Below are 18,447 nucleotides of genomic sequence, written 5' to 3' on the forward strand. Positions count from 1 at the left end.
ACGCCTACCGGGAGGATCCGCCATGGTCGATCTACCAGCCGCAGTGGTGAAGAACGCGTTCGCGGCCGGAGCCCGGATCCGGCACGCGCGGGTATTCCACCCCTCGGGCTTGCACCTGGCCGGCCGTCTGCACGCTGAGCCCGAGTTCGAGCCGCTGTTCGGCAGCGGCGATCGCGCGGTCATCGCCCGGGTGTCCAAGGGCATCGGGTTGCCGAACGGCCTGCCCGATGTGCTCGGCCTGGCGTTCCGCGTGCTCGATCGCGACGAGCAGCCTTGGGATTTCGCGCTGGCCACCACCGGCCGGGGACCGCTGGGCCGGTTGGTGATCACCCCCGCGCGCGGTTGGGCCAGCGCCCGGTACGGCTGCCTGATGCCCTATCGGATCAGCAACTCCTCGCCCACCTGGTTCTTCGCCGAGCCGGACAGCGTGCAGCCCGCGTCCGCGTCGCTGGAGGCGATGCAAGCCCACCTCGACGAGGATCTGGTCAGCTTCACCCTCACCGCGGGCCGCCTCGGCGGGCCGACTTGGCGAGTCGCGGAACTCACTCTGCGTCCCGCCGACTCCGCCGAGTACCGCACGGATTACTTCGATCCGATGCTCAATCACCCGGCCGAGGTGGAGTTGTTTCCCAAGGCTGTCGGCAAGATTCGCGAGTTGGCATACATCGGCAGCAGGAGCGGCCGCGGCGAAGAGGGCTAACGCCGGACGGCGCGTTCGCGGCGATAGGCCGCCGGGGTGTTACCGGTCCAGCGTTTGAAGGCGAAGATGAAGGTCGACGCTTCGGCGTAGCCGAGACGGATGGCGACGTCGCTCACCGATAGCGGTGTGGCGGTGAGCATTTCCTCCGCCAGCGCACGACGCACTTCGTCCAGCAGCGCGCGATAGCTGGTACCCGCGGCGTCCAGGTGCCGCCGCAGCGTACGGGTGCTCATGTTGAGATCGTTCGCCACGGCGTCGATGCCGGGCGGAGCGGCGAATCCGTCCGCGCCGCCGCGCGGCACAAGACGTTCGCGCACCTCGGCCGCGATGCCGGTGCGCGCCCTGCGGCGGTGCACCAGTTCCCGGCACTGCGCCAGGCACATCGCCCAGGTCTGCTCGTTGGCCTGCGGCAACGGTTGTTCCAGCAGCATCGGTTCGATCGCGAACAGGTTGTGCGGCATGCCGAAACGCGGCGGCACGAGAGTCACCTCGGCGATCCGCTCCGCGTAGCCGGGATCGGGAAAACGGAATTCCGCCCTGGTCAGCGGCAGGCGTGTGCCGAGCAGATCGCTCATCACCTGGTGCATCGCGGTGACGTCGCGTTCGACGAGGAACTGCCGCACGTCCGTCGGCACCGCCTCGTCGCGCACCACCGCGACGAACTCGCTGGCGCCCCACTCGGCCACCGGGATGCAGAAGGTGAAGCTGAGGTCCAGATAACGCAGCGCGAAGCTGATCGCCTCCCCGAGTGTCGGGCTGCTGACGCAGGCGAAGCCGAAGATGCCGAAGGTGGTGATCCGGTAGCGGCGACCGACCTCCACACCCAGCGCGGGCCGGTCGGCGAGTTCGCGGACGAGATTGCGGATGACCGCCAGTTCGGTGTGCGCGTCGATCTGGACGTCCGGATCGCGCAATTGCTCCTCACCGAGCGCGGTGCCGTGCAGCATGCGCGCCGAGGACACGCCGTGTTCGGCCGCGTATCCGACCATCAGCGCCACGCTCGCCACGCCGCGCGGAAAGTTCCAATCGCGGATATCCGGATCCTGTATCCGCTCCACGCGGACATTATGGCCGAAATTCTCTATACGACGGCACGGCGGCTCCTACAGTGGAGTCATCTACGGTCGTAGTGAGGAGTCTCACATGACAGCGCGCAATCGGCCATCGATACTCATCATCGGCGCGGGCTTCGGCGGCATCGGCATGGCGATCGAGCTACGCCGCAACGGCTTCGACGACATCACCATCCTGGAGCGGGCCGCCGACATCGGCGGGGTGTGGCGGGAGAACACCTACCCCGGCGCGGCCTGCGACGTCCCCTCACCGCTGTACTCGTATTCGTTCGAACCCAAGCCGGACTGGCCGCAGCGGTACTCGGGGCGGACCGCCATCCACGCCTACCTGCGCGCGGTCGCCGAACGTCACAACGTGCTCTCGGCGATCCGCTTCGGCACCAGCGTCAGCGACGCCGAATTCGACGACGCCACCGGCCGGTGGACCGTGCGCACCACCGACGGCAAGAGCTGGATCGTCGACGTGCTGATCTCGGCGGTGGGCCAGCTGTCGCGTCCGTCCCTGCCCGCCATACCCGGCATCGACACCTTCGCGGGCCCGTCGTTCCATTCGGCCGAGTGGGACCACGAGGTCGACCTCCACGGCAAACGCGTCGCCTGCGTCGGCACCGGGGCGAGCGCCGTTCAGTACATCCCGGAGATCCAGCCCGAAGTCGACCGGTTGACACTGTTCCAGCGCACACCGGCCTGGGTGGTCCCGAAGTTCGACACCGACTACTCGCCGGTCCAGCACAACCTGTTCGCGCGGGTGCCGGGCGCGCTGCTGGTGGAGCGGTTCGGGTGGTGGTCGATCGCGGAGTTCATCTCGCTCGGGCTGGTCGAGGTTCCCGCCATCGCCCGGTTCGTGGCCCGCATCGCCTCCCGGCACCTGGCCGAACAGGTCGAGGACCCGCAGCTGCGAGCCAAACTCACCCCGGACTACCCGATCGGGTGCAAGCGCGCGCTGTTCTCCAACGACTACTACCCCGCGCTCACCCAGCCCAACGTGCGGGTGGAGACCACCGCCATCACCGAGATCACCCCGCAAGGCGTACGCACCGCCGACGGGACGACGCACGAAGCCGACGTGATCATCTACGGCACCGGCTTCAAGGGCACGGAGTTCCTCTGGCCGATGGAGATCTGGGGTCGTGGCGGGCGCAGGCTGGCCGACGCATGGGCCGACGGCGCGCACGCGTATTACGGCATGACGGTGCCGGACTTTCCGAATCTTTTCCTCGTCTACGGGCCGAACACCAATCTCGGCGTCGGCTCGATCATCTACATGATCGAATCGCAGGCCCGCTACATCCGCCAGGCCGTGCAATGGCTCGCCGACCACCCCGGCCATTGCGCCGAAGTCCGCGCCGACCTGGAAGAGGATTACAACACCGCGCTCCAGCAGCGTCTGGCCCGCACTCCGTGGAACTTCTGCTCGAGCTGGTACCGCAACTCCGCGGGCCGCATCACCAACAACTGGCCGGGATCGCAGACGAGCTATCGTCGCCGCACCCGCCGCTTCGACCCCAGCGCCTACACCCTCACCCCCGTCGCGTGACGGAGCGCGCCTCGGCGAGCGGGCCCGCCCGGATTCGCCTCGACCCGCCGCCGCCCGCCGGGCTGGCAGACTTGTGCTGTGAATGAACTGGCCCGTCCGGGCGGATCGGATGTGCGCGGCCCGCTGCGTCCGATCGAGTTGGCCACCGGCGCCGTGCTGGGCGGAGCCGCCGTCGGGCTGGTGACCATCGGATCGGTCATCCCGTTCGCCGCCGCGCTCCAGCTGGTCGGCGCGGTCCCGATCGGGCTGATCGCGCATCGTTTCCGGCTGCGCGCCCTGGTCACCGCGACGATCGCGGCGACGCTGGTCACCTTCGTCGCCGCGGGTATGGCGTCCGCGACGGCGCTGGTCGCCTCGGCCACCGTGGGCGGGATCATCGGCGCCGTGAAGCGGCGTGGCGGTGGTGTCGTCGCTGCGTTCGGGCTCTCCTTGCTCGCCGGGCTGGCCTGGGCCGCGTTCGCCGTCGGATCGCTTGCCCTGCTGTCGACCACCCGCGAACTGCTGTTCGACAACATCCGCAACGCGTCGCGCGGCTTCCAGGATCTCGCGGCGCGTCAAGAGCAGCTTGCCCCGCTCGGGCAGCTCGCCGCGGACCTGACCGACTCGGTGCTGCGCTGGTGGTGGGCGTGGGTCGGCGGCAGCGTCGCGCTCGGCATGGCGGCCACCGGCGTCTTCTCCTGGTACGTGCTCGGCTCGGTGCTGGACCGGCTGGCCTGGCTGCCCGGCCGGGACCGGCTCGACGCACCGCAAGACGACCGGCCCGTCGATCCGCTGCCGGTCACGCTGCGCGACGCGGGTTTCCGCTATCCCGGAGCGGCGCGCGATGCGCTGAGCGGCATCGATCTGACCGTGCGGGTCGGTGAATTCGTCGCCGTGGTCGGACACAACGGTTCGGGCAAGTCCACGCTGACCCGCTTGCTGGCCGGGCTGCCGCCCACCTCGGGGTCGGCGCAGCGGCCCGGGTCGGCCGGACTCGGCAAACTCGGCGGGACGGCGCTGGTGTTGCAGCGGCCGGAGAGCCAGACCTTGGGCGTGCTCGTCGCCGATGACGTCGTGTGGGGATTGCCCGCCGATCTCGCCGCCGCGGTGGATGTCGACGCGCTGCTAGGCGAGGTCGGGCTCGCCGGAATGGGGGCGAAGGAGACCGCCACGCTCTCGGGCGGACAGCAACAGCGGTTGGCGGTCGCCGCCGCGCTGGCCCGGCGGCCCGCGCTGCTGATCGCCGACGAGGCGACCTCGATGATCGATCCGGACGGGCGGCGGGAACTGGTGGAGCTGCTTGCCTCGCTGCCGAAACGACACTCGATGGCCGTGGTGCTGGTGACCCACCACGAGGCCGACGCCGCGGTCGCCGACCGGGTGGTGCACCTGGCCGGGGGACGCACCGTGGCGCATCTGCCCGCGTGGCCGCGTCCGGCGCAGGACACGCGACGCAGGCCGATGGGCGCGCCGATCCTCGAACTGCGCGACGTCCGGCACACCTACAACCGCGCGACGCCATGGGAGGCGCCCGCCCTGCACGGCGTCGACCTGTCCGTGTGCCAGGGCGAGGCCCTGCTGATCGTCGGCGGGAACGGCTCGGGCAAATCGACCCTGGCCTGGATCATGGCGGGCCTGATCGAACCGAGTTCGGGTCGGTGCGAGCTGCGCGGAAAGCCGATCGGCAAGCAGATCGGCCGGGTCGGGCTGGCGTTCCAGCACTCCCGGCTGCAACTGCAGAAGCAGACCGTCGGCGCGGAGATCGCGGACTGGGGCGGTCGCGCGACCGGCTCCGGCGCGGTCGGCCGCGCGCTGGACGCGGTCGGGCTGGACCGTTCGCTGGCCGCGCGCTCGGTCGAGGAACTCAGCGGCGGCCAGGCCAAGCGAGTGGTGCTCGCGGCGATCGTGGCCAGCCATCCCCAAGTGGTCGTGCTCGACGAGCCGCTGGCCGGTCTCGACCCGGAGGGCCGGGCCGACATCGTGGAACTGCTCGCGCGGTTACGGGATTCCGGATTGACGCTGATCGTCATCTCGCACGACGTGGCCGACATGGCGGCGGTGTGCGACCGGACGGTGCGATTGCAGTCGGGACGCATTCTGGGCGCGGAATCGGCGCGGCAGACCGCGCCGGTGCCGAGTGACTCCGCCACGCGAGCCGATTCCGGACGGAACCCGGTGCGCGCGCCAGGAGAGACCGCGTGGCGGCTCGAGCACGGAGGTCGATGATGAGCACCGTTCTGCTGCGTCAGGTCCCGGTCGACAGTCCGGTCCACCGGTTGTGGGCGGGCACCAAGATGATCGGAGTGTTCCTGATCAGCCTGCTGCTGATGTTCCTGCCGTCCTGGCCGGTGCTCGGTGTGATGGCGGCGTTCCTCGTCTTCGTGGGCGCGGTCGCCCGGCTGCCGCTGGGCACTCTGCCACGGCTGCCGTGGTGGTTCTGGGCGCTGCTCGGCGCGGGAGCCCTGATCAACGTGCCGGTCGGCGGCACGGCGGTGCTGCGCTATGCCCAGGTTCTGGCCTTCGGCCTGATCCTGGTGGCGGCCTCCTTCCTCATCGCGTGGACCACGCCGATGGGCGACATCGCGCCCGCCCTGGCCAAGCTGGGCGCGCCGTTGCGCCGGCTCCGGATTCCGGTGGACGAATGGGCTGTCGTCGTCGCGCTCACCTTCCGCGGTCTGCCGCTGCTCATGGAGGAGATCCGGGTGCTGCGTGCCGCTCGCAGGCTGCGTCCCAAGGACGGCATGATCGCCCGCGCGGCCGACAACCCGCTCATCGACATCCTCACCGCCGCCATGGCGGTATCCACCCGCCGCGCCGGTGAATTGGGTGAGGCGATCACCGCACGCGGCGGCACCGGGCAGCTCACCGCCCGTCCCAGCGCACCCGGCCTGCGCGACGCTGTCGCGCTCGTGCTGGTAGTCGGCGTCTGCCTCGGTTCCATCGCGCTGCACGTGGTGCTGTGAGCGCGGTGAAAGGTGGGCGTAAATGCGGGGTCGAACGGGATCCTGGTCGGTTGCGGCCCCTGATGGCCGTCGGTGGAATTCCGGCGGGACAATTCGCTGACCATTTGCAGACCGACTGGTACCTCTCGAAAAGACCCCGAAGGGGACCCCGGATGCGCCTCGCGCACAACGCATACGTCTCGAACGCATAGCAGCGGTTCCGATACGGCGCACAGAGCACCGATCAGTACCACCGGCTGGGTTACCCGGTTCGCAGTCGCACCCCCGCGACCAGGACGTGCTGCCACGCCCCAGTGCGACACCAGCGAAAACCCTTGCGGTACTGCGGCTTACACCTATCGTCGACGCGATGTGAAAGGCTCGGAATCGATGCCCCGATTCGGGGGATTACACCTTCATCCACGCGCGGGGAACCGACCGGTGCGATCAGAGCGCCCCGCACCCGCACGAATGAATAGCCGATAGCTATGACTCATCAGGCGGCAAAGTCGGAAGAATACCCTCTGAAATCGTGTCCCAAACACCAAGGGCCACAGTACAGTTATCACTCGGAAGTAACTGTCTTTTGGATCACATCACGGATGGACACGTCGGCGGGGGAAGGAATTTCGGCGTGTGTCGCGTTCTCTAATGCTTGTAACCTGATGAAGATTGGAAACCGAGAATGATTCTCCGGAGAGTCACCGCCGCCGCCGCTCCACTCGTCGCCGCACTCACGGTCGGGGCAGGCATCGCGCACGCGGAACCGGCTGCGGCACCGGTCCCGGATATCGGGTACCAAGCCCAACTGGTCGGCGACAAGATCGTCACGACACTCACCGCAGGCACGTTCGACGTGCGCGGCGACGCCGTGGACATCAAAGACGCCGCAGGCAATGTCGCGGTCACGCTGCCGCTCGCCTTCCGCCAGGACGGGCTCGAATACCCCATGCCCCACCTCGTGCGGGACGCGGGCCGTGTACTGGAACTGACCGTCGTCAAGGACGCGGCGCAGGCTCACCCGGCGGCAACGCCGGTCGCGTCGCCGTTCGAGAACCAGCGCGCGATGGATGCCTTCCTGTCGCAATTCGGCATCGCCACCGCGGTCGGCGGGTTCATCGGCACGGTCATCGGCGCGCTCGTCGGATTGACCGGCCTCATCGGCGGTCCCATCGGAATCGGCACCGTGGTCGCCGGTGCGGGCATCGGCGGCATCATCGGCACGATCGTCGTCGGCGGTCCGGCCTTGATCATCGCGGGCATCGATCTGATCAGCACGCTGGCCGCCCAGCCCGGCACCACCAAGTGGATGGACACCACCGGGCGTTCGCAGAACTGACCGACGCCAGCGAGCACGACGCGCACCGAATCGGCCGGGATTCGGTGCGCTTTCGTCTGCGCGCACCAGTCGGTGCCGCCCGGACGCGATGCCGCGACTCGCGATCACGCATCCGCCTCCATCGCCGGGAGTACCGCGGTCGACCTTCGAGGCGGTCGTCCACCTACCGCTCATGGCATCCAGGAGCCGCAGGCAGACCGGCGAACCGGTCGGCGAGGAAGTTCATCGCGCCCGGCGCCTCACCGATCGCCGTCGGGTTGTGGGTGGGCAGCATCGAGTGCACCGAGGTGACGGTCGCGCCCAGGGCGCAGTACCGGCCGACCAAGTCGGTGAAACCCGCTACGGGGATCACGTCGTCGGTGCGGCTGTGGTACAGGTACATCGGCGCCACCGGCGCGCTGCCGCCGAGTTCCTGAACTTCGGTGGCGGCGCGAAATGCCGGGTGCGAGAACACATCGGGCACAGCTGCGAAGTCGGCGACCTGCGCGCTCGCGTATATCGGCACCAGATCGGACCCGCAGGCCGCGCCGTTCTCCACCAGCGCCGCGCGCCCCTGCTCGTTGAGCAAGTCCAGCACGCCCCCGGCAGGATCGTTGCGGGCGAGCGCGAACAGGATGAGCAAAGCGAGCCCGGTCTGGATGGTGCCGTCCGCGTCGGCGGCTATGGCGGGCCAATCCGCGGGAATCCCGCCGGAAGTGATGCCAGCGAACCGGACGTCCGGTGCGTACCACGGCTGCAGCTGCGCGGCCCACAGCGTGGCGAACGCTCCGCCGGAGTAGCCCCAAGTGCCGATGGGAGTCGCGGGCCCGAGCCCGGCTTGCGGGAGATCACGGGCCGCCCGGATGCCGTCCAGCACGCCGCGTCCGGAGTTCACGCCATCCAGGAAGCGGGACCGCGGCCCCTCGTAGTCGCTGACCACCACCGCCCACCCGCGGCGTAGCGCCTCCGCCATGAACGGCGTGTCGATCAGCGTATTCACCGCGCCGGAATCCCAGCCGCCGCGCAGCGCGAACGACGGCGCGCAGCGCGTGCCGAGACTGTCCTCGGCCACCTGGTACGACAGCAGCGGCCGGGAGCCGGGCCCGAACCACGGCAGCATCGGGACCAGCACGGTCGCCACGTCGGCGACGGGATCTTCGCTCGAGTCGGTGCTGCGGTATTTCACCTGCCATGCCGAAATCGGCAGGGGCAACCCGAACAACGCGATCGGCCGGGAATCCAGCACGGCGCCGTCGTGGTAGCGCGCGAGATCCGCGGGGGCGGCGTAGAACGGGTCTCGATCCGGCGGCGGTAGCTCGGCGTGTGCCGCAGGCGCGGCGGCCAGACAGGCGGCCAGCACGAGCAAGGCGGCCAGCAGAACCCGCGGGATCGTCGTGCGCACAGATCGGTCGCGCGCCTGCGCGATGACAGGCACTGCATCGGCGTCCTTCATCAGAGCCTCCCCAGTTCCGGCGAGGCGGCAGATGTCCCGGCGCGGTCAGCGGCGGCTCACCTGACCTCCAGGCTTTCCACGGTACTGCCGGGCCGACCGACCCGGCAACGGTCTATCGCAGGTCACACCCACCGCCGCCGCTGTCCGTGCGGCTGGTTACAGTGTTGGCCAAAACACCCCCAGCGCAAGCGAATAGCTGTCCGGCGCGACCCCGCCCGCAGCGCGAGCGCAACGAAGAGGAGTAGCCGAGCATGCGGCATGGCAACAGACTGGACATCCCCGAAGGACTCGCCGATGTGTGCGCCCCGGACCGGATGGCCGTGATCGTCTACGACATGCAGGTCGGTGTGCTCAGCCAGTTGCCGGACGGCCCGGAGATCATCGAGCGGGTGGTGGGGGTGGTCGACGCGGCGCGTTCCGGCGGCTACCCGGTGGTGTTCCTACGCCATTTCTTCCTGCCCGAGCGGCTCAGCGGAACCTTCGCGCTGCGGATGGCCATGAGCTGGCAGCAGGTGGATTCGGTGGACAAGGTGCGCTTCATCCTGCAGCGCGACACCCCCGCCTTCGAGCTCGTGCCCGAACTGCGGCCGCGCGCCGACGAGGTGGTGTTCGACAAGACGTCGATGTCGGCCTTCGAAGGCACTCCGCTGGCCTCGATGCTGCGCGACCTGCGCATCGGCGCCTACGCGATCGCGGGCGTCGCGCTGGAGATCGGCATCGCGCCCACGGTCACGCATTCCACCGATCTCGGATTCGTGCCCGTGGTGATCAGCGACGCGGTCGGCGGCCGGGACAAGGAAGCCATGGCGCGGGCTTACGACGATTTCGAGTTCCAGGGCCACGCGCTCGTCACCGATATCGCGACCATCACCCCGCTGCTCACGGGCGCAGGCTGAGCCGCGAACGGGACCCGGCCCGTGCCGGGTCCCGTTCGACGATCACTGCTCCCGCAAGGCTTTCTTGGCCGCGTCCTGGGCGGCGTCCACCTGGCCGGAGTACTTGTTGCCCGTCTTCTCGTCGACGAGGTCGCCCGCCTTGTCGATGACCGCGTCCAGCTTGTCCGCGTTCTTCTGGGCCAGGTCCATCGCCTTACCCGCCAGGTTCTTGAAGTCCACCGTGCACTCCTCGTTTCGAGCTGGGAACAACCGCGCCCCAACCCTACCCAGCGCCGGGCGCCGGCCCGAGCCATGCGGGGTGCCACAAACGACCCATCTCGGTCCAGTTCATGAACCGAACGGTGCCACCGAGTTTCGGCGTCACCCACACCGCTTCCTTGCGTTCTTCGGCGGTGAGTTCGTTGTCGAACGGCGAGGTCTTGCGTTCCAGCGTGCGCAGCCGCGCGGCCAGCTCCCGCATGTCCGGCTCGCTGAACCCGGTCCCGACCCGGCCGACGTAGTACAGCAGACCGTCGTGGGGAATGCCGATCAGCAGCGACTTGAACTCCCGTGCCGCGCTGCGCCGCCACCCGCCGATCAACACCCGCTGAGTGCGCCAATTGCGCTGCTTCACCCAGGCGTGCCCGCGTTTGCCAGGTAGGTACACCGAGTCCTTGCGTTTCGCGACCACGCCCTCCAGCCCGTGCTCCTGGCTGTAGCGCAAGGCATCGGCGCCCGAGCCGTCCAGTCGCGGCGGCACCACCAGCGACGGCGCGTTCGCCGCGAGCGCCTCCAAGACCCTGCGGCGATCGGCATATCGTTTGCGCAGCAGCGACGTACCGTCCAGGTACAACACGTCGAACGCGACGAACACCGCACGCGCCGCGTCGGCTTGCAGCAGACCGAGATTCGCGACGCCGTGATCGTCGAAGACGACGGCCTCGCCGTCCAGCACCACCTGGTGTGCGGACAGTTCCCGCCGCAACGCCGCGATACCGGGATAGCGGTCGGTCACCACGTTCCCCGCCCGGCTGCGCAAAGTCAGCGTGTCGTTGTCGATCTCGGCGATCAGCCGGAAGCCGTCCCACTTCGTCTCGAAGCACCACTCGTCGGCGCCGAGCTCGGCGACCTCGCCGTGCGTCGCGAGCATCGGCGCCAGACCGCGCGGAAGCGTCGCGGGCCCGTTCGACGGACGGATGATCCGGCCCGGCGGCTCGTCCGGCTCCTCCCGCGGTTCGGCGCCGTTCCGCGCGCGCATCAGATGCATCAGCCACTGGTTGCCGTTGGTCTGAATCAGCGCGTACCGGCCGTTGAGCCGCTTGCCGTGGAATCGCACGATGACCTCTTCGTCGCGCCACTTCTCGGTCTCGTAGGTGCCGGAGTCCCAGATCGTCATCTCCCCGGCGCCGTACTCGCCTTTCGGGATGGCGCCGTGGAAGTCGAGATACTCCATCGGATGGTCCTCGGTGCGCACGGCCAGACGGTTCTGGTCGGTGGAGATCGGCGGCCCTTTCGGCACCGCCCAGGACACCAGGACCCCGTCGCGCTCCAGCCGCACGTCCCAGTGCAGGCGTCGCGCATGATGTTCCTGCACGACGTAGCGGTTGTTCGTCCCCGGCGCGGGCGACTCGGCGGGTACCGGTTCGGGTGTGCGGGACGGATCGCGCATCGACCGATACTTGGTCAACGCGTCGGGCGAGGACGCAGCGTCCCGCGCGATCCCCGGATCCAGCTCGGCGAGCAGATCGCCGTCGGACCGATACCTGGCCAGCACCTCGTCGAACCGCAAGTGCCGCAATTTCTTCCGGTTCTCGATCTCCTTCCACGTGCGCGGCGCCGCGACGTTCGGCTCGGCCCGTCCCCGCATCGAATAGGGCGCGATGGTGGTCTTGGCCGGGTTGTTCTGGCTCCAGTCCAGGAAGACCTTGCCGCCGCGCGCCGCCTTCGCCATCGTCGCCGTGACCAGGTCTGGTTGCAGCCGTTGCAGATTCGTGGCCACCTGTTTCGCCACCGTGGACGCGCCGCCCGAACTCAGCGCGCGATCCAACGGCACGTACAGGTGAATTCCCTTACTGCCGCTGGTCACCGGGAACGCGTGCAGCCCGATGCCCTCGACCATCTCGCGCACCGCGAGCGCCACCTCGGCGCATTCGGCGAGCCCGACGCCCTTGCCCGGGTCCAGGTCGAACACCAACCTGGTCGCCGGGCCCATGCTGTCGTCATCGAAACGCCACTGCGGCACATGGACTTCCAGCGCGGCCTGTTGCGCGATCCAGGCCAGCCCCGCTTCGGAATCGATCAGCGGATAGACGACCTTGCGATCGGAATGGCGCAGGGTGCGCCGCTCGATCCAGGAGGGCGCGTGCGACGGGAGATTCTTCTCGAAGAAGGAGGGTTCGTCCACCCCGTTGGGCCAGCGTTTCCGGGTGACCGCCCGCCCGGCGATGTGCGGCAGCATGGCGGGCGCGATCGCCGAATAATAGGCGATCACTTCGCCTTTGGTCGTTCCGGTGGCCGGGTACAGCACCTTGTCGAGGTTGCTCAGGTCAACCTCGATACCACCGAACTCGCGGCGGGCCGCCATATCCGAAGTGTAGCGGCGGAGGCCGCGGTGCGGCCTCCGCCGTGGGCTCAGGCGTGCGGTCCGGACTGATCCGGCGGAACCACCTTCTTTGCGGCCTCTTTGCCCTTGGCGATCTGGTCCGAGTACTTGCCGTGCGTCTTCTGATCGATGAAGTCACCGGCCTTGTCGACCGCTTGATTTATCTTGCCTGCGTTCTTGGCCGCCGCGTCCTTCCCCTTGTCGACCAGGCCCTTGACCGTATCCGCGAAACTCATCGCCGTGATCCTTCCTGTCGCCGATTCTCCGGAGTCGTTCAGCCGATATTCTCCCACCACGTATCCCCGGGTGGGGCGCTCGACGGGTCCACGCGCTGTCCCGGCATCGGCACCGCGACGTCGGTGCCCGCCGCCCGCGCCGCCGCCACCATGCGCGCGACCGGCTCGGACCAGCCGTGGAAGGCGAGATTGAAGGTGGCCCAGTGAATGGGCACCAGCAATCCGTGGCCGGGATTCCCGCCGCACAGGTCGGCGTGTGCCCGGACCGCCTCCTCGGGATTCATGTGCACGTCCGGCCAGCGCTCGTCGTAGGCGCCGATCGGCAGCAGCGTCAGATCGAACGGGCCGAGCGCCGCACCCGCCTCGGCGAACGCCTTGGTGAAGCCGGTGTCGCCGCCGAAGTAGGCCCGCCGGGTCGGACCTGCGATCGACCACGAGGCCCACAACGTCGTGTTGCGCAGCAGGCCGCGCCCGGAGAAATGCCGTGCCTCCGTGCAGGTGATCGCCAGATCCACGCCGTCGCGGTCCCGGCCGAGCTCGGCTAGCGTCACCGAACCGCCCCAGTCCAATTCGACGATGCGATCCTCCGGGACACCCCAGTGCCGCAAGTGCGCGCCGATACCGATCGGGACCAGAAACGGTGCGCTCTGGCGGGCCACCAACTCCCGGACGGTCTCCTTGTCCAGGTGGTCGTAGTGGTCGTGGGAGATGAGTACCGCGTCGATCGGCGGCAGGTCGGCCAGCGGCTGCGGCACGGGATGCATGCGCGCCGGGCCGACCAGCGGCGACGGCGAAACGCGCTCGCTCCACACCGGATCGGTGAGGATCCGGTACCCGTCGACCTCGATCAACGTCGTGGCGTGGCCGTACCAGGTGACGGCGAGAGCGGCCGCCGTGTCCGGTTGCTGCGGCGTCCGCAATGGGATGCTGCCCCGCGGCCGGCCCACGTTGCGCTGGGTCAGCGCCGAGACCAGCAGTGAGGGAGCCGAACCGGCGACCACTTGGCTACTGGGCTCGGTGTTGTGGAACTGTCGATCGCGATAGGTGGCCGCACCCACCGCGTACGGCTGGATCGCCGAGATCGAAGCGCCCATCGCCGATGGGATGTCCCACACCGCCCGCACCACCCAGGTGAGGCCGAGCGCGCCTGCCGCGGCGCCCGCGATCCGTCTGATGTCCATCATCGCCCCACAAACTTCGCGGGGCGCTTTTCCTGCCTGGCCAAACGACCCTCCTTGGCGTCCTCGCTCGTCCACGCGGCCTCCAGTGCCGCGCGCTGCTGCGCGGTTTCCGGATCGCGCGTTCCGTCGTCATTGAGCACCAGCTTCATGTGCCGCAGGGACAGCGGGGCCAGCGCCGCGATGTGCTTGGCCCAAGCCTGCGCGTCGGCCACGGTGCCGATCCGGTTGGCGAACCCGAACGCGTAGGCGTCGTCGGCCGATATCTGCTCGGCCCCCAGCAACACCGTCCGCGCCGGACCGCCGCCGATCAAAGCGGCGAGCCTGCGCACGGTCCACCGATCGACGGTGATGCCCAGTTTCGCCGCGGGGACCGCGATGTACGCCTCCGGCGCGATCACCCGCAGGTCGGAAGCGAGCGCCAACTGCACACCGGCGCCGATCGCGGCGCCGTTGATCGCCGAAATCACCGGGACCGGGGCCGATTCGATGGCGTGCAACATTTCCAGCAATCCGGACAGGAAATCGCCCGAATACACCCCGGACAAGTCGGCGCCCGCGCTGAACACCGGGCCCCGCCCGGTCAATACGATGGCCCGGGCCTGGTCGGCGACCGCGGCGAGCACTGCCTCGCGCAGCAGTGTCACGAGTTCGTGATCGAGCGCGTTGCGGCGCTCCTCCCGCTGAAGTTCGATGGTGACCACGTCACCATCGCGGCTGACCCCGAGCATGCGACCTCCCCGACTGAACGGTCCGTCTGTTCTCTTCACTCTGCCACAGCGGACCACCCGTTCCACGCCGGGCGATACGATCACCGGCTGTGCCGACCGACTTCGACATCCTGGTGATCGGCGCTGGTCAGGCGGGGCTCTCGGCCGGATACCACCTCCAGCGCCTCGGACTGCGTTCCGAGCGGCACTTTCTGCTCGTCGATCGGTCGCCCGGCCCCGGCGGCGCGTGGCAGTTCCGCTGGCCCTCCCTCACCCTGGACACGGTCAACCGTGTGCACGATCTGCCCGGTATGTCGTTCGCCGAGACCTTGCCGCCCGGTTCGTCGTCCGTGCCCGCCGCGACCGCCGTGCCGCACTACTACGAGCTGTACGAGAAACGATTCGACCTGCGCGTGCACCGGCAGGTATCGGTCACCGTGGTCTGCGACCGGACCGAGGAAGGCGCCCCCGCCGAGCGGGGTGCGGTGCTCAACGCGGAGACCGACACGGCGGGCACGATCCGGGTACGCGGCCTGATCAACTGCACCGGCACCTGGGAGCGTCCGTTCGTTCCGCACTACCCCGGGGCGCAGACCTTCGCCGGACGCCAGCTGCACACCCACGACTACCGCACTGCCGAGGAGTTCGCGGGCGAGCACGTCGTGGTGGTGGGCGGCGGTATCTCGGCGGTCCAGCTGCTCGACGAGATCTCCCGAGTCACCACGACGACCTGGGTCACGAGGACACCGCCGCGCTTCCGCGAGAACACCTTCACCGAGGCGGCCGGCCGCGCCGCGGTCGCGATGGTCGAAGACCGGGTGCGGCGTGGGCTGCCGCCGGGATCGGTGGTCTCGGTCACCGGGCTACCGCTCGATGACCGGCTACGGGCGGCGCGGGCCCGCGGCGCGCTCGCCCGCCTGCCGATGTTCGAACGCATAGAGCCCGACGGGGTGCGGTGGGCCGACGGAACCTTTCAGCGAGCGGATGTGATCCTCTGGGCCACCGGCTTCCGCAGCGCGCTGGACCACCTCGCGCCGCTGCGACTGCGCGGTCCCGGCGGCGGCATCACCATGTCGGGACGGCTGGCCACCCGTGTGGCCGCCGATCCACGCATCCACCTGATCGGGTACGGACCGTCGGCCAGCACGATCGGGGCCAATCGAGCGGGGCGCGCGGCGGCCCTCGAACTCACCGAATACCTCGGACTGCGCTGACCGGCCCCGGGGATTCCCGCGGTCAGTCGATCAGGCCGTAGGTGAACCGGTCCGGGTCCGGACCGATGCGCGCACCGGCATCCAGGCCGTTGATCGCGTCCATCTGCTCCGGCGTCAGCTCGAAACCGAATACGTCGAAGTTCTCGGCGATCCGCGATGGCGTGACCGACTTGGGAATGACGATGTTGCCCAATTGCAGGTGCCAGCGGATGATCACCTGCGCCGGGGTGCGGCCGACCTCGGCGGCCACCGCCGAGATGGTCCTCTCGTCGAGCAAGGTGCCCTGCCCGAGCGGGCTCCACGCCTCGGTGGCGATCGCGTTGCCCGCGTGGTACTCGCGCAGCTCGCGTTGTGCCAGCCTCGGGTGCAGCTCGACCTGGTTCACCACCGGGATCTCACCGGTCTCGGCGATGAGCCGTTGAATGTTCGCGACCGTGAAGTTCGAGACGCCGATCGACCGCACCCGGCCATGCGACTTCAGGGCCTGGAAGGCACGGAAGGTATCCACGAAGCGGTCGGCCTCGGCCACCGGCCAGTGGATGAGGTACAGGTCGAGGTAGTCCAAGCCGAGCCGTTGCAGGCTCGCGTCGAACGCGCGCAGCGTGGAGTCGTAGCCTTGCTCGGCATTCCACAGCTTGGTCGTGACGTAGATCTCATCCCTGGGCAGGCCGGATTCCCTGATCGCACGGCCGGTGCCCTCTTCGTTTCCGTAGATCGCGGCCGTATCGATACTGCGATAGCCGACCTCGAGCGCAGTGGTGACGGCCGAGAAGACGTCCTCGGAGGGCACTTGGAACACGCCGAAGCCGAGCTGCGGGATCACGTTCCCGTCGTTCAGCACGATCGAGGGAACGGTGCTGGTCTCGCTTTTGAAGGTCACATTCCGACGGTAGAAGTGTGGCGGCGAACCGTCAATCACGCACTCGGGTGTGTTGGCTTGTAATTTGCTGGGAACGGGGGCTTGCGGACCGCGGACTTTCCGCGTTCACCGCGGTCAGCTCGTCGAGCCGGGCAACCCGAGCCGCCGGTACCGTGTCTGCCGAGCCGTCGGCAGCTCCGATTCCGGACGGGCGCGCAAGGCCGCCAGTTCGTGCGCGATCGCGGCGACCATCCGGCGGGCGAAGTCCACCGGCTCGTCCGCCGCGTCGGGCAATTCCGGCACGATCCGGTCGACCACGCCGTCGGCCAGCAAGTCGGGGGCGCTGATCCGTTGCGCCGCAGCCAATTCCGCAGCATGATCGGTATCACGGAAGACGATGGCGCTCGCCCCCTCCGGCGGCAGCGGGGCCAGCCACGCATGTGTGGCGGCGAGCACCCGGTCGGCGGGCAGCAGCGCCAGCGCGCCGCCGCCGGTGCCCTGGCCGAGCAGCACCGACACGGTCGGGGTATCCAACGTCACCAGATCGGCTATGCAGCGAGCGATCTCGGGCGCCAGGCCGCGTTCCTCGGCCTCCTTCGACAGCGCCGCGCCTACGGTGTCGATGACCAGAACCAAAGGCAGCCGCAACTCCTGAGCAAGCGCCATACTGCGCCGCGCCTCGCGCAGCGCCGCCGGACCCATGGTGTTCTCACCCTGCTGTCCTCGCCGATCGTGCCCGAACACCACACACGGCTGCCCACGGAAACGGCCGAGAGCGAGCACGGCGGTGCGATCGGACTCGCCCTGACCCGTGCCGCTGAGCGGAACTCGTTGCGTCACATGACGAAGGAGATCCCGAATGCCGGGGCGCTCCGGGCGGCGGGAGATGAGGACCGACCGCCACACCCGATCGTCCGCGGCGCGATCACATTCGATATCGGACTGAATCGATTCTGCCGCAACATCATTCGAATGCCGAGCAGATACCGGCGGGTGCGACTCCGATGCCGCGATCCGCTCGGAAAGGCGCCGTCCAGCAGCCGAATCCGGCAATTCGATGCCGCTGAACACACTCAACGCGCGATGGGCGATACGGCGGAAGACCGGAATCGTCAGAACGCCGTCGATTACGCCGCGCCGATACAGGTTCTCCGCGGTCTGCACGCCTTCCGGGAAAGGTCTGCCGTACAGGGCCTGATAGACCCGAGGGCCGAGAAACCCGATGAGCGCCCCGGGTTCGGCGAAAGTGATGTGCCCCAACGAACCCCACGACGCGAAAACGCCGCCCATCGTCGGGTTGCGAAGGTAGACGACGTAGGGGTACCCCGCCGACTTGTGCGCCGCCACCGCACCGGCGATCTTCACCATCTGCACGAAGGCGACGGTGCCCTCCTGCATCCTGGTCCCGCCGGAGGTCGGCGAAGCGACCAACGGCAGCCCGAGTTCGGTGGCGCGCTCGACCGCCGAGACGATCCGCTCCGCCGCCGCGACACCGATCGAGCCGGCCAGAAAGCCGAACTCGCAGGCGATCACGGCCACGCGCCGACCACGCAGCAGCCCTTCGCCGGTGAGCACCGATTCGTCGGTGCCCGCCGCGACGGCCGCCTTCCGCAAGGCATCGCGGTACCGCGGAGAAACGGCCACCGTCACCGGCGGCCGGTCCCAGCTGACGAACGAGTCCTTGTCGAGCAGTTGCTCGAGTAACTCTCGCGCCGAAGTACGCACCGGGCGAGCCTATCCGGCCCTACCCAATGCTCCGGCGAGCCGCGCG

General features: G+C 68.9%; 16 protein-coding genes. 7 read left to right on the forward strand and 9 right to left on the reverse strand.

Going from position 1 to position 18,447, the window contains the following annotated elements; genetic code table 11:
* Positions 1 to 22: 22 nt before the first annotated feature.
* Positions 23 to 700 carry a phosphodiesterase gene (locus ACIA5H_RS05265; RefSeq protein ID WP_355074882.1) on the forward strand — a complete coding sequence of 226 codons (678 nt, stop codon included), beginning with the start codon at positions 23 to 25 and terminating at the stop codon, positions 698 to 700.
* Here ACIA5H_RS05265 and ACIA5H_RS05270 read toward each other — a convergent pair.
* Positions 697 to 1,758, reverse strand: a complete 1,062-nt coding sequence (locus tag ACIA5H_RS05270; protein WP_397074083.1) for an AraC family transcriptional regulator — start codon at positions 1,756 to 1,758, stop codon at positions 697 to 699. The genes ACIA5H_RS05265 and ACIA5H_RS05270 overlap by 4 nt on opposite strands.
* A gap of 85 nt (positions 1,759 to 1,843) precedes the next feature.
* Between ACIA5H_RS05270 and ACIA5H_RS05275 the strand changes: the two genes are divergently transcribed.
* The 4 genes from ACIA5H_RS05275 (at position 1,844) to ACIA5H_RS05290 (ending at position 7,570) form a co-directional block, all read left to right on the forward strand.
* Positions 1,844 to 3,310, forward strand: a complete 1,467-nt coding sequence (locus ACIA5H_RS05275) for a flavin-containing monooxygenase (RefSeq protein WP_379250550.1) — start codon at positions 1,844 to 1,846, stop codon at positions 3,308 to 3,310.
* A 78-nt stretch (positions 3,311 to 3,388) separates the two neighbouring features.
* Positions 3,389 to 5,515 (forward strand): ATP-binding cassette domain-containing protein, encoded by a 2,127-nt coding sequence (locus tag ACIA5H_RS05280; RefSeq protein ID WP_379250548.1) that lies wholly within the window; start codon positions 3,389 to 3,391, stop codon positions 5,513 to 5,515.
* Positions 5,515 to 6,252, forward strand: a complete 738-nt coding sequence (locus ACIA5H_RS05285; protein ID WP_355074890.1) for an energy-coupling factor transporter transmembrane protein EcfT — start codon at positions 5,515 to 5,517, stop codon at positions 6,250 to 6,252. The genes ACIA5H_RS05280 and ACIA5H_RS05285 overlap by 1 nt, the downstream gene beginning before the upstream one ends.
* Before the next feature lie 664 nt (positions 6,253 to 6,916).
* Positions 6,917 to 7,570, forward strand: coding sequence for an ammonium transporter (locus tag ACIA5H_RS05290; RefSeq protein ID WP_397074086.1), 654 nt, complete (start codon positions 6,917 to 6,919; stop codon positions 7,568 to 7,570).
* A gap of 163 nt (positions 7,571 to 7,733) precedes the next feature.
* Here ACIA5H_RS05290 and ACIA5H_RS05295 read toward each other — a convergent pair whose 3' ends face one another.
* On the reverse strand, positions 7,734 to 9,002 hold the full coding sequence (locus ACIA5H_RS05295) for a lipase family protein (protein WP_397074088.1): 1,269 nt from the start codon (positions 9,000 to 9,002) through the stop codon (positions 7,734 to 7,736).
* A gap of 251 nt (positions 9,003 to 9,253) precedes the next feature.
* Between ACIA5H_RS05295 and ACIA5H_RS05300 the strand changes: the two genes are divergently transcribed.
* Complete coding sequence (locus ACIA5H_RS05300) at positions 9,254 to 9,898, forward strand: cysteine hydrolase family protein (RefSeq protein ID WP_379250543.1); 645 nt, start codon at positions 9,254 to 9,256, stop codon at positions 9,896 to 9,898.
* A 42-nt stretch (positions 9,899 to 9,940) separates the two neighbouring features.
* Here the strand turns inward: ACIA5H_RS05300 and ACIA5H_RS05305 are convergent, their stop codons facing one another.
* Genes ACIA5H_RS05305 through ACIA5H_RS05325 form a run of 5 tightly spaced genes read right to left on the reverse strand, consistent with a single transcriptional unit; the run spans position 9,941 to position 14,624 of the window.
* Complete coding sequence (locus ACIA5H_RS05305) at positions 9,941 to 10,117, reverse strand: antitoxin (RefSeq protein ID WP_355074898.1); 177 nt, start codon at positions 10,115 to 10,117, stop codon at positions 9,941 to 9,943.
* Between the two features lie 43 nt (positions 10,118 to 10,160).
* Positions 10,161 to 12,461 carry an ATP-dependent DNA ligase gene (locus ACIA5H_RS05310; RefSeq protein ID WP_397074091.1) on the reverse strand — a complete coding sequence of 767 codons (2,301 nt, stop codon included), beginning with the start codon at positions 12,459 to 12,461 and terminating at the stop codon, positions 10,161 to 10,163.
* Between the two features lie 47 nt (positions 12,462 to 12,508).
* On the reverse strand, positions 12,509 to 12,715 hold the full coding sequence (locus ACIA5H_RS05315; protein WP_355074902.1) for an antitoxin: 207 nt from the start codon (positions 12,713 to 12,715) through the stop codon (positions 12,509 to 12,511).
* Between the two features lie 38 nt (positions 12,716 to 12,753).
* Entirely contained in the window at positions 12,754 to 13,896 is a 1,143-nt protein-coding gene (locus ACIA5H_RS05320) for an MBL fold metallo-hydrolase (RefSeq protein WP_379250847.1), read from the reverse strand.
* Positions 13,896 to 14,624 (reverse strand): enoyl-CoA hydratase, encoded by a 729-nt coding sequence (locus ACIA5H_RS05325; protein ID WP_379250539.1) that lies wholly within the window; start codon positions 14,622 to 14,624, stop codon positions 13,896 to 13,898. The genes ACIA5H_RS05320 and ACIA5H_RS05325 overlap by 1 nt, the downstream gene beginning before the upstream one ends.
* Positions 14,625 to 14,713: 89 nt before the next feature.
* Between ACIA5H_RS05325 and ACIA5H_RS05330 the strand changes: the two genes are divergently transcribed.
* Positions 14,714 to 15,817: an NAD(P)-binding domain-containing protein gene (locus ACIA5H_RS05330; protein WP_397074094.1), complete on the forward strand. Its 1,104-nt coding sequence runs from the start codon at positions 14,714 to 14,716 to the stop codon at positions 15,815 to 15,817.
* A gap of 22 nt (positions 15,818 to 15,839) precedes the next feature.
* On the opposite strand, the gene ACIA5H_RS05335 is transcribed toward ACIA5H_RS05330, so the two are convergent.
* Positions 15,840 to 16,697, reverse strand: coding sequence for an aldo/keto reductase (locus ACIA5H_RS05335; RefSeq protein ID WP_355074910.1), 858 nt, complete (start codon positions 16,695 to 16,697; stop codon positions 15,840 to 15,842).
* Positions 16,698 to 16,811: 114 nt separating this feature from the next.
* On the reverse strand, positions 16,812 to 18,401 hold the full coding sequence (locus ACIA5H_RS05340; protein ID WP_397074096.1) for a carboxyl transferase domain-containing protein: 1,590 nt from the start codon (positions 18,399 to 18,401) through the stop codon (positions 16,812 to 16,814).
* Positions 18,402 to 18,447: the final 46 nt, after the last annotated feature.

This window comes from Nocardia sp. NPDC051900, assembly GCF_044452545.1.
Lineage (GTDB): Bacteria > Actinomycetota > Actinomycetes > Mycobacteriales > Mycobacteriaceae > Nocardia > Nocardia sichangensis.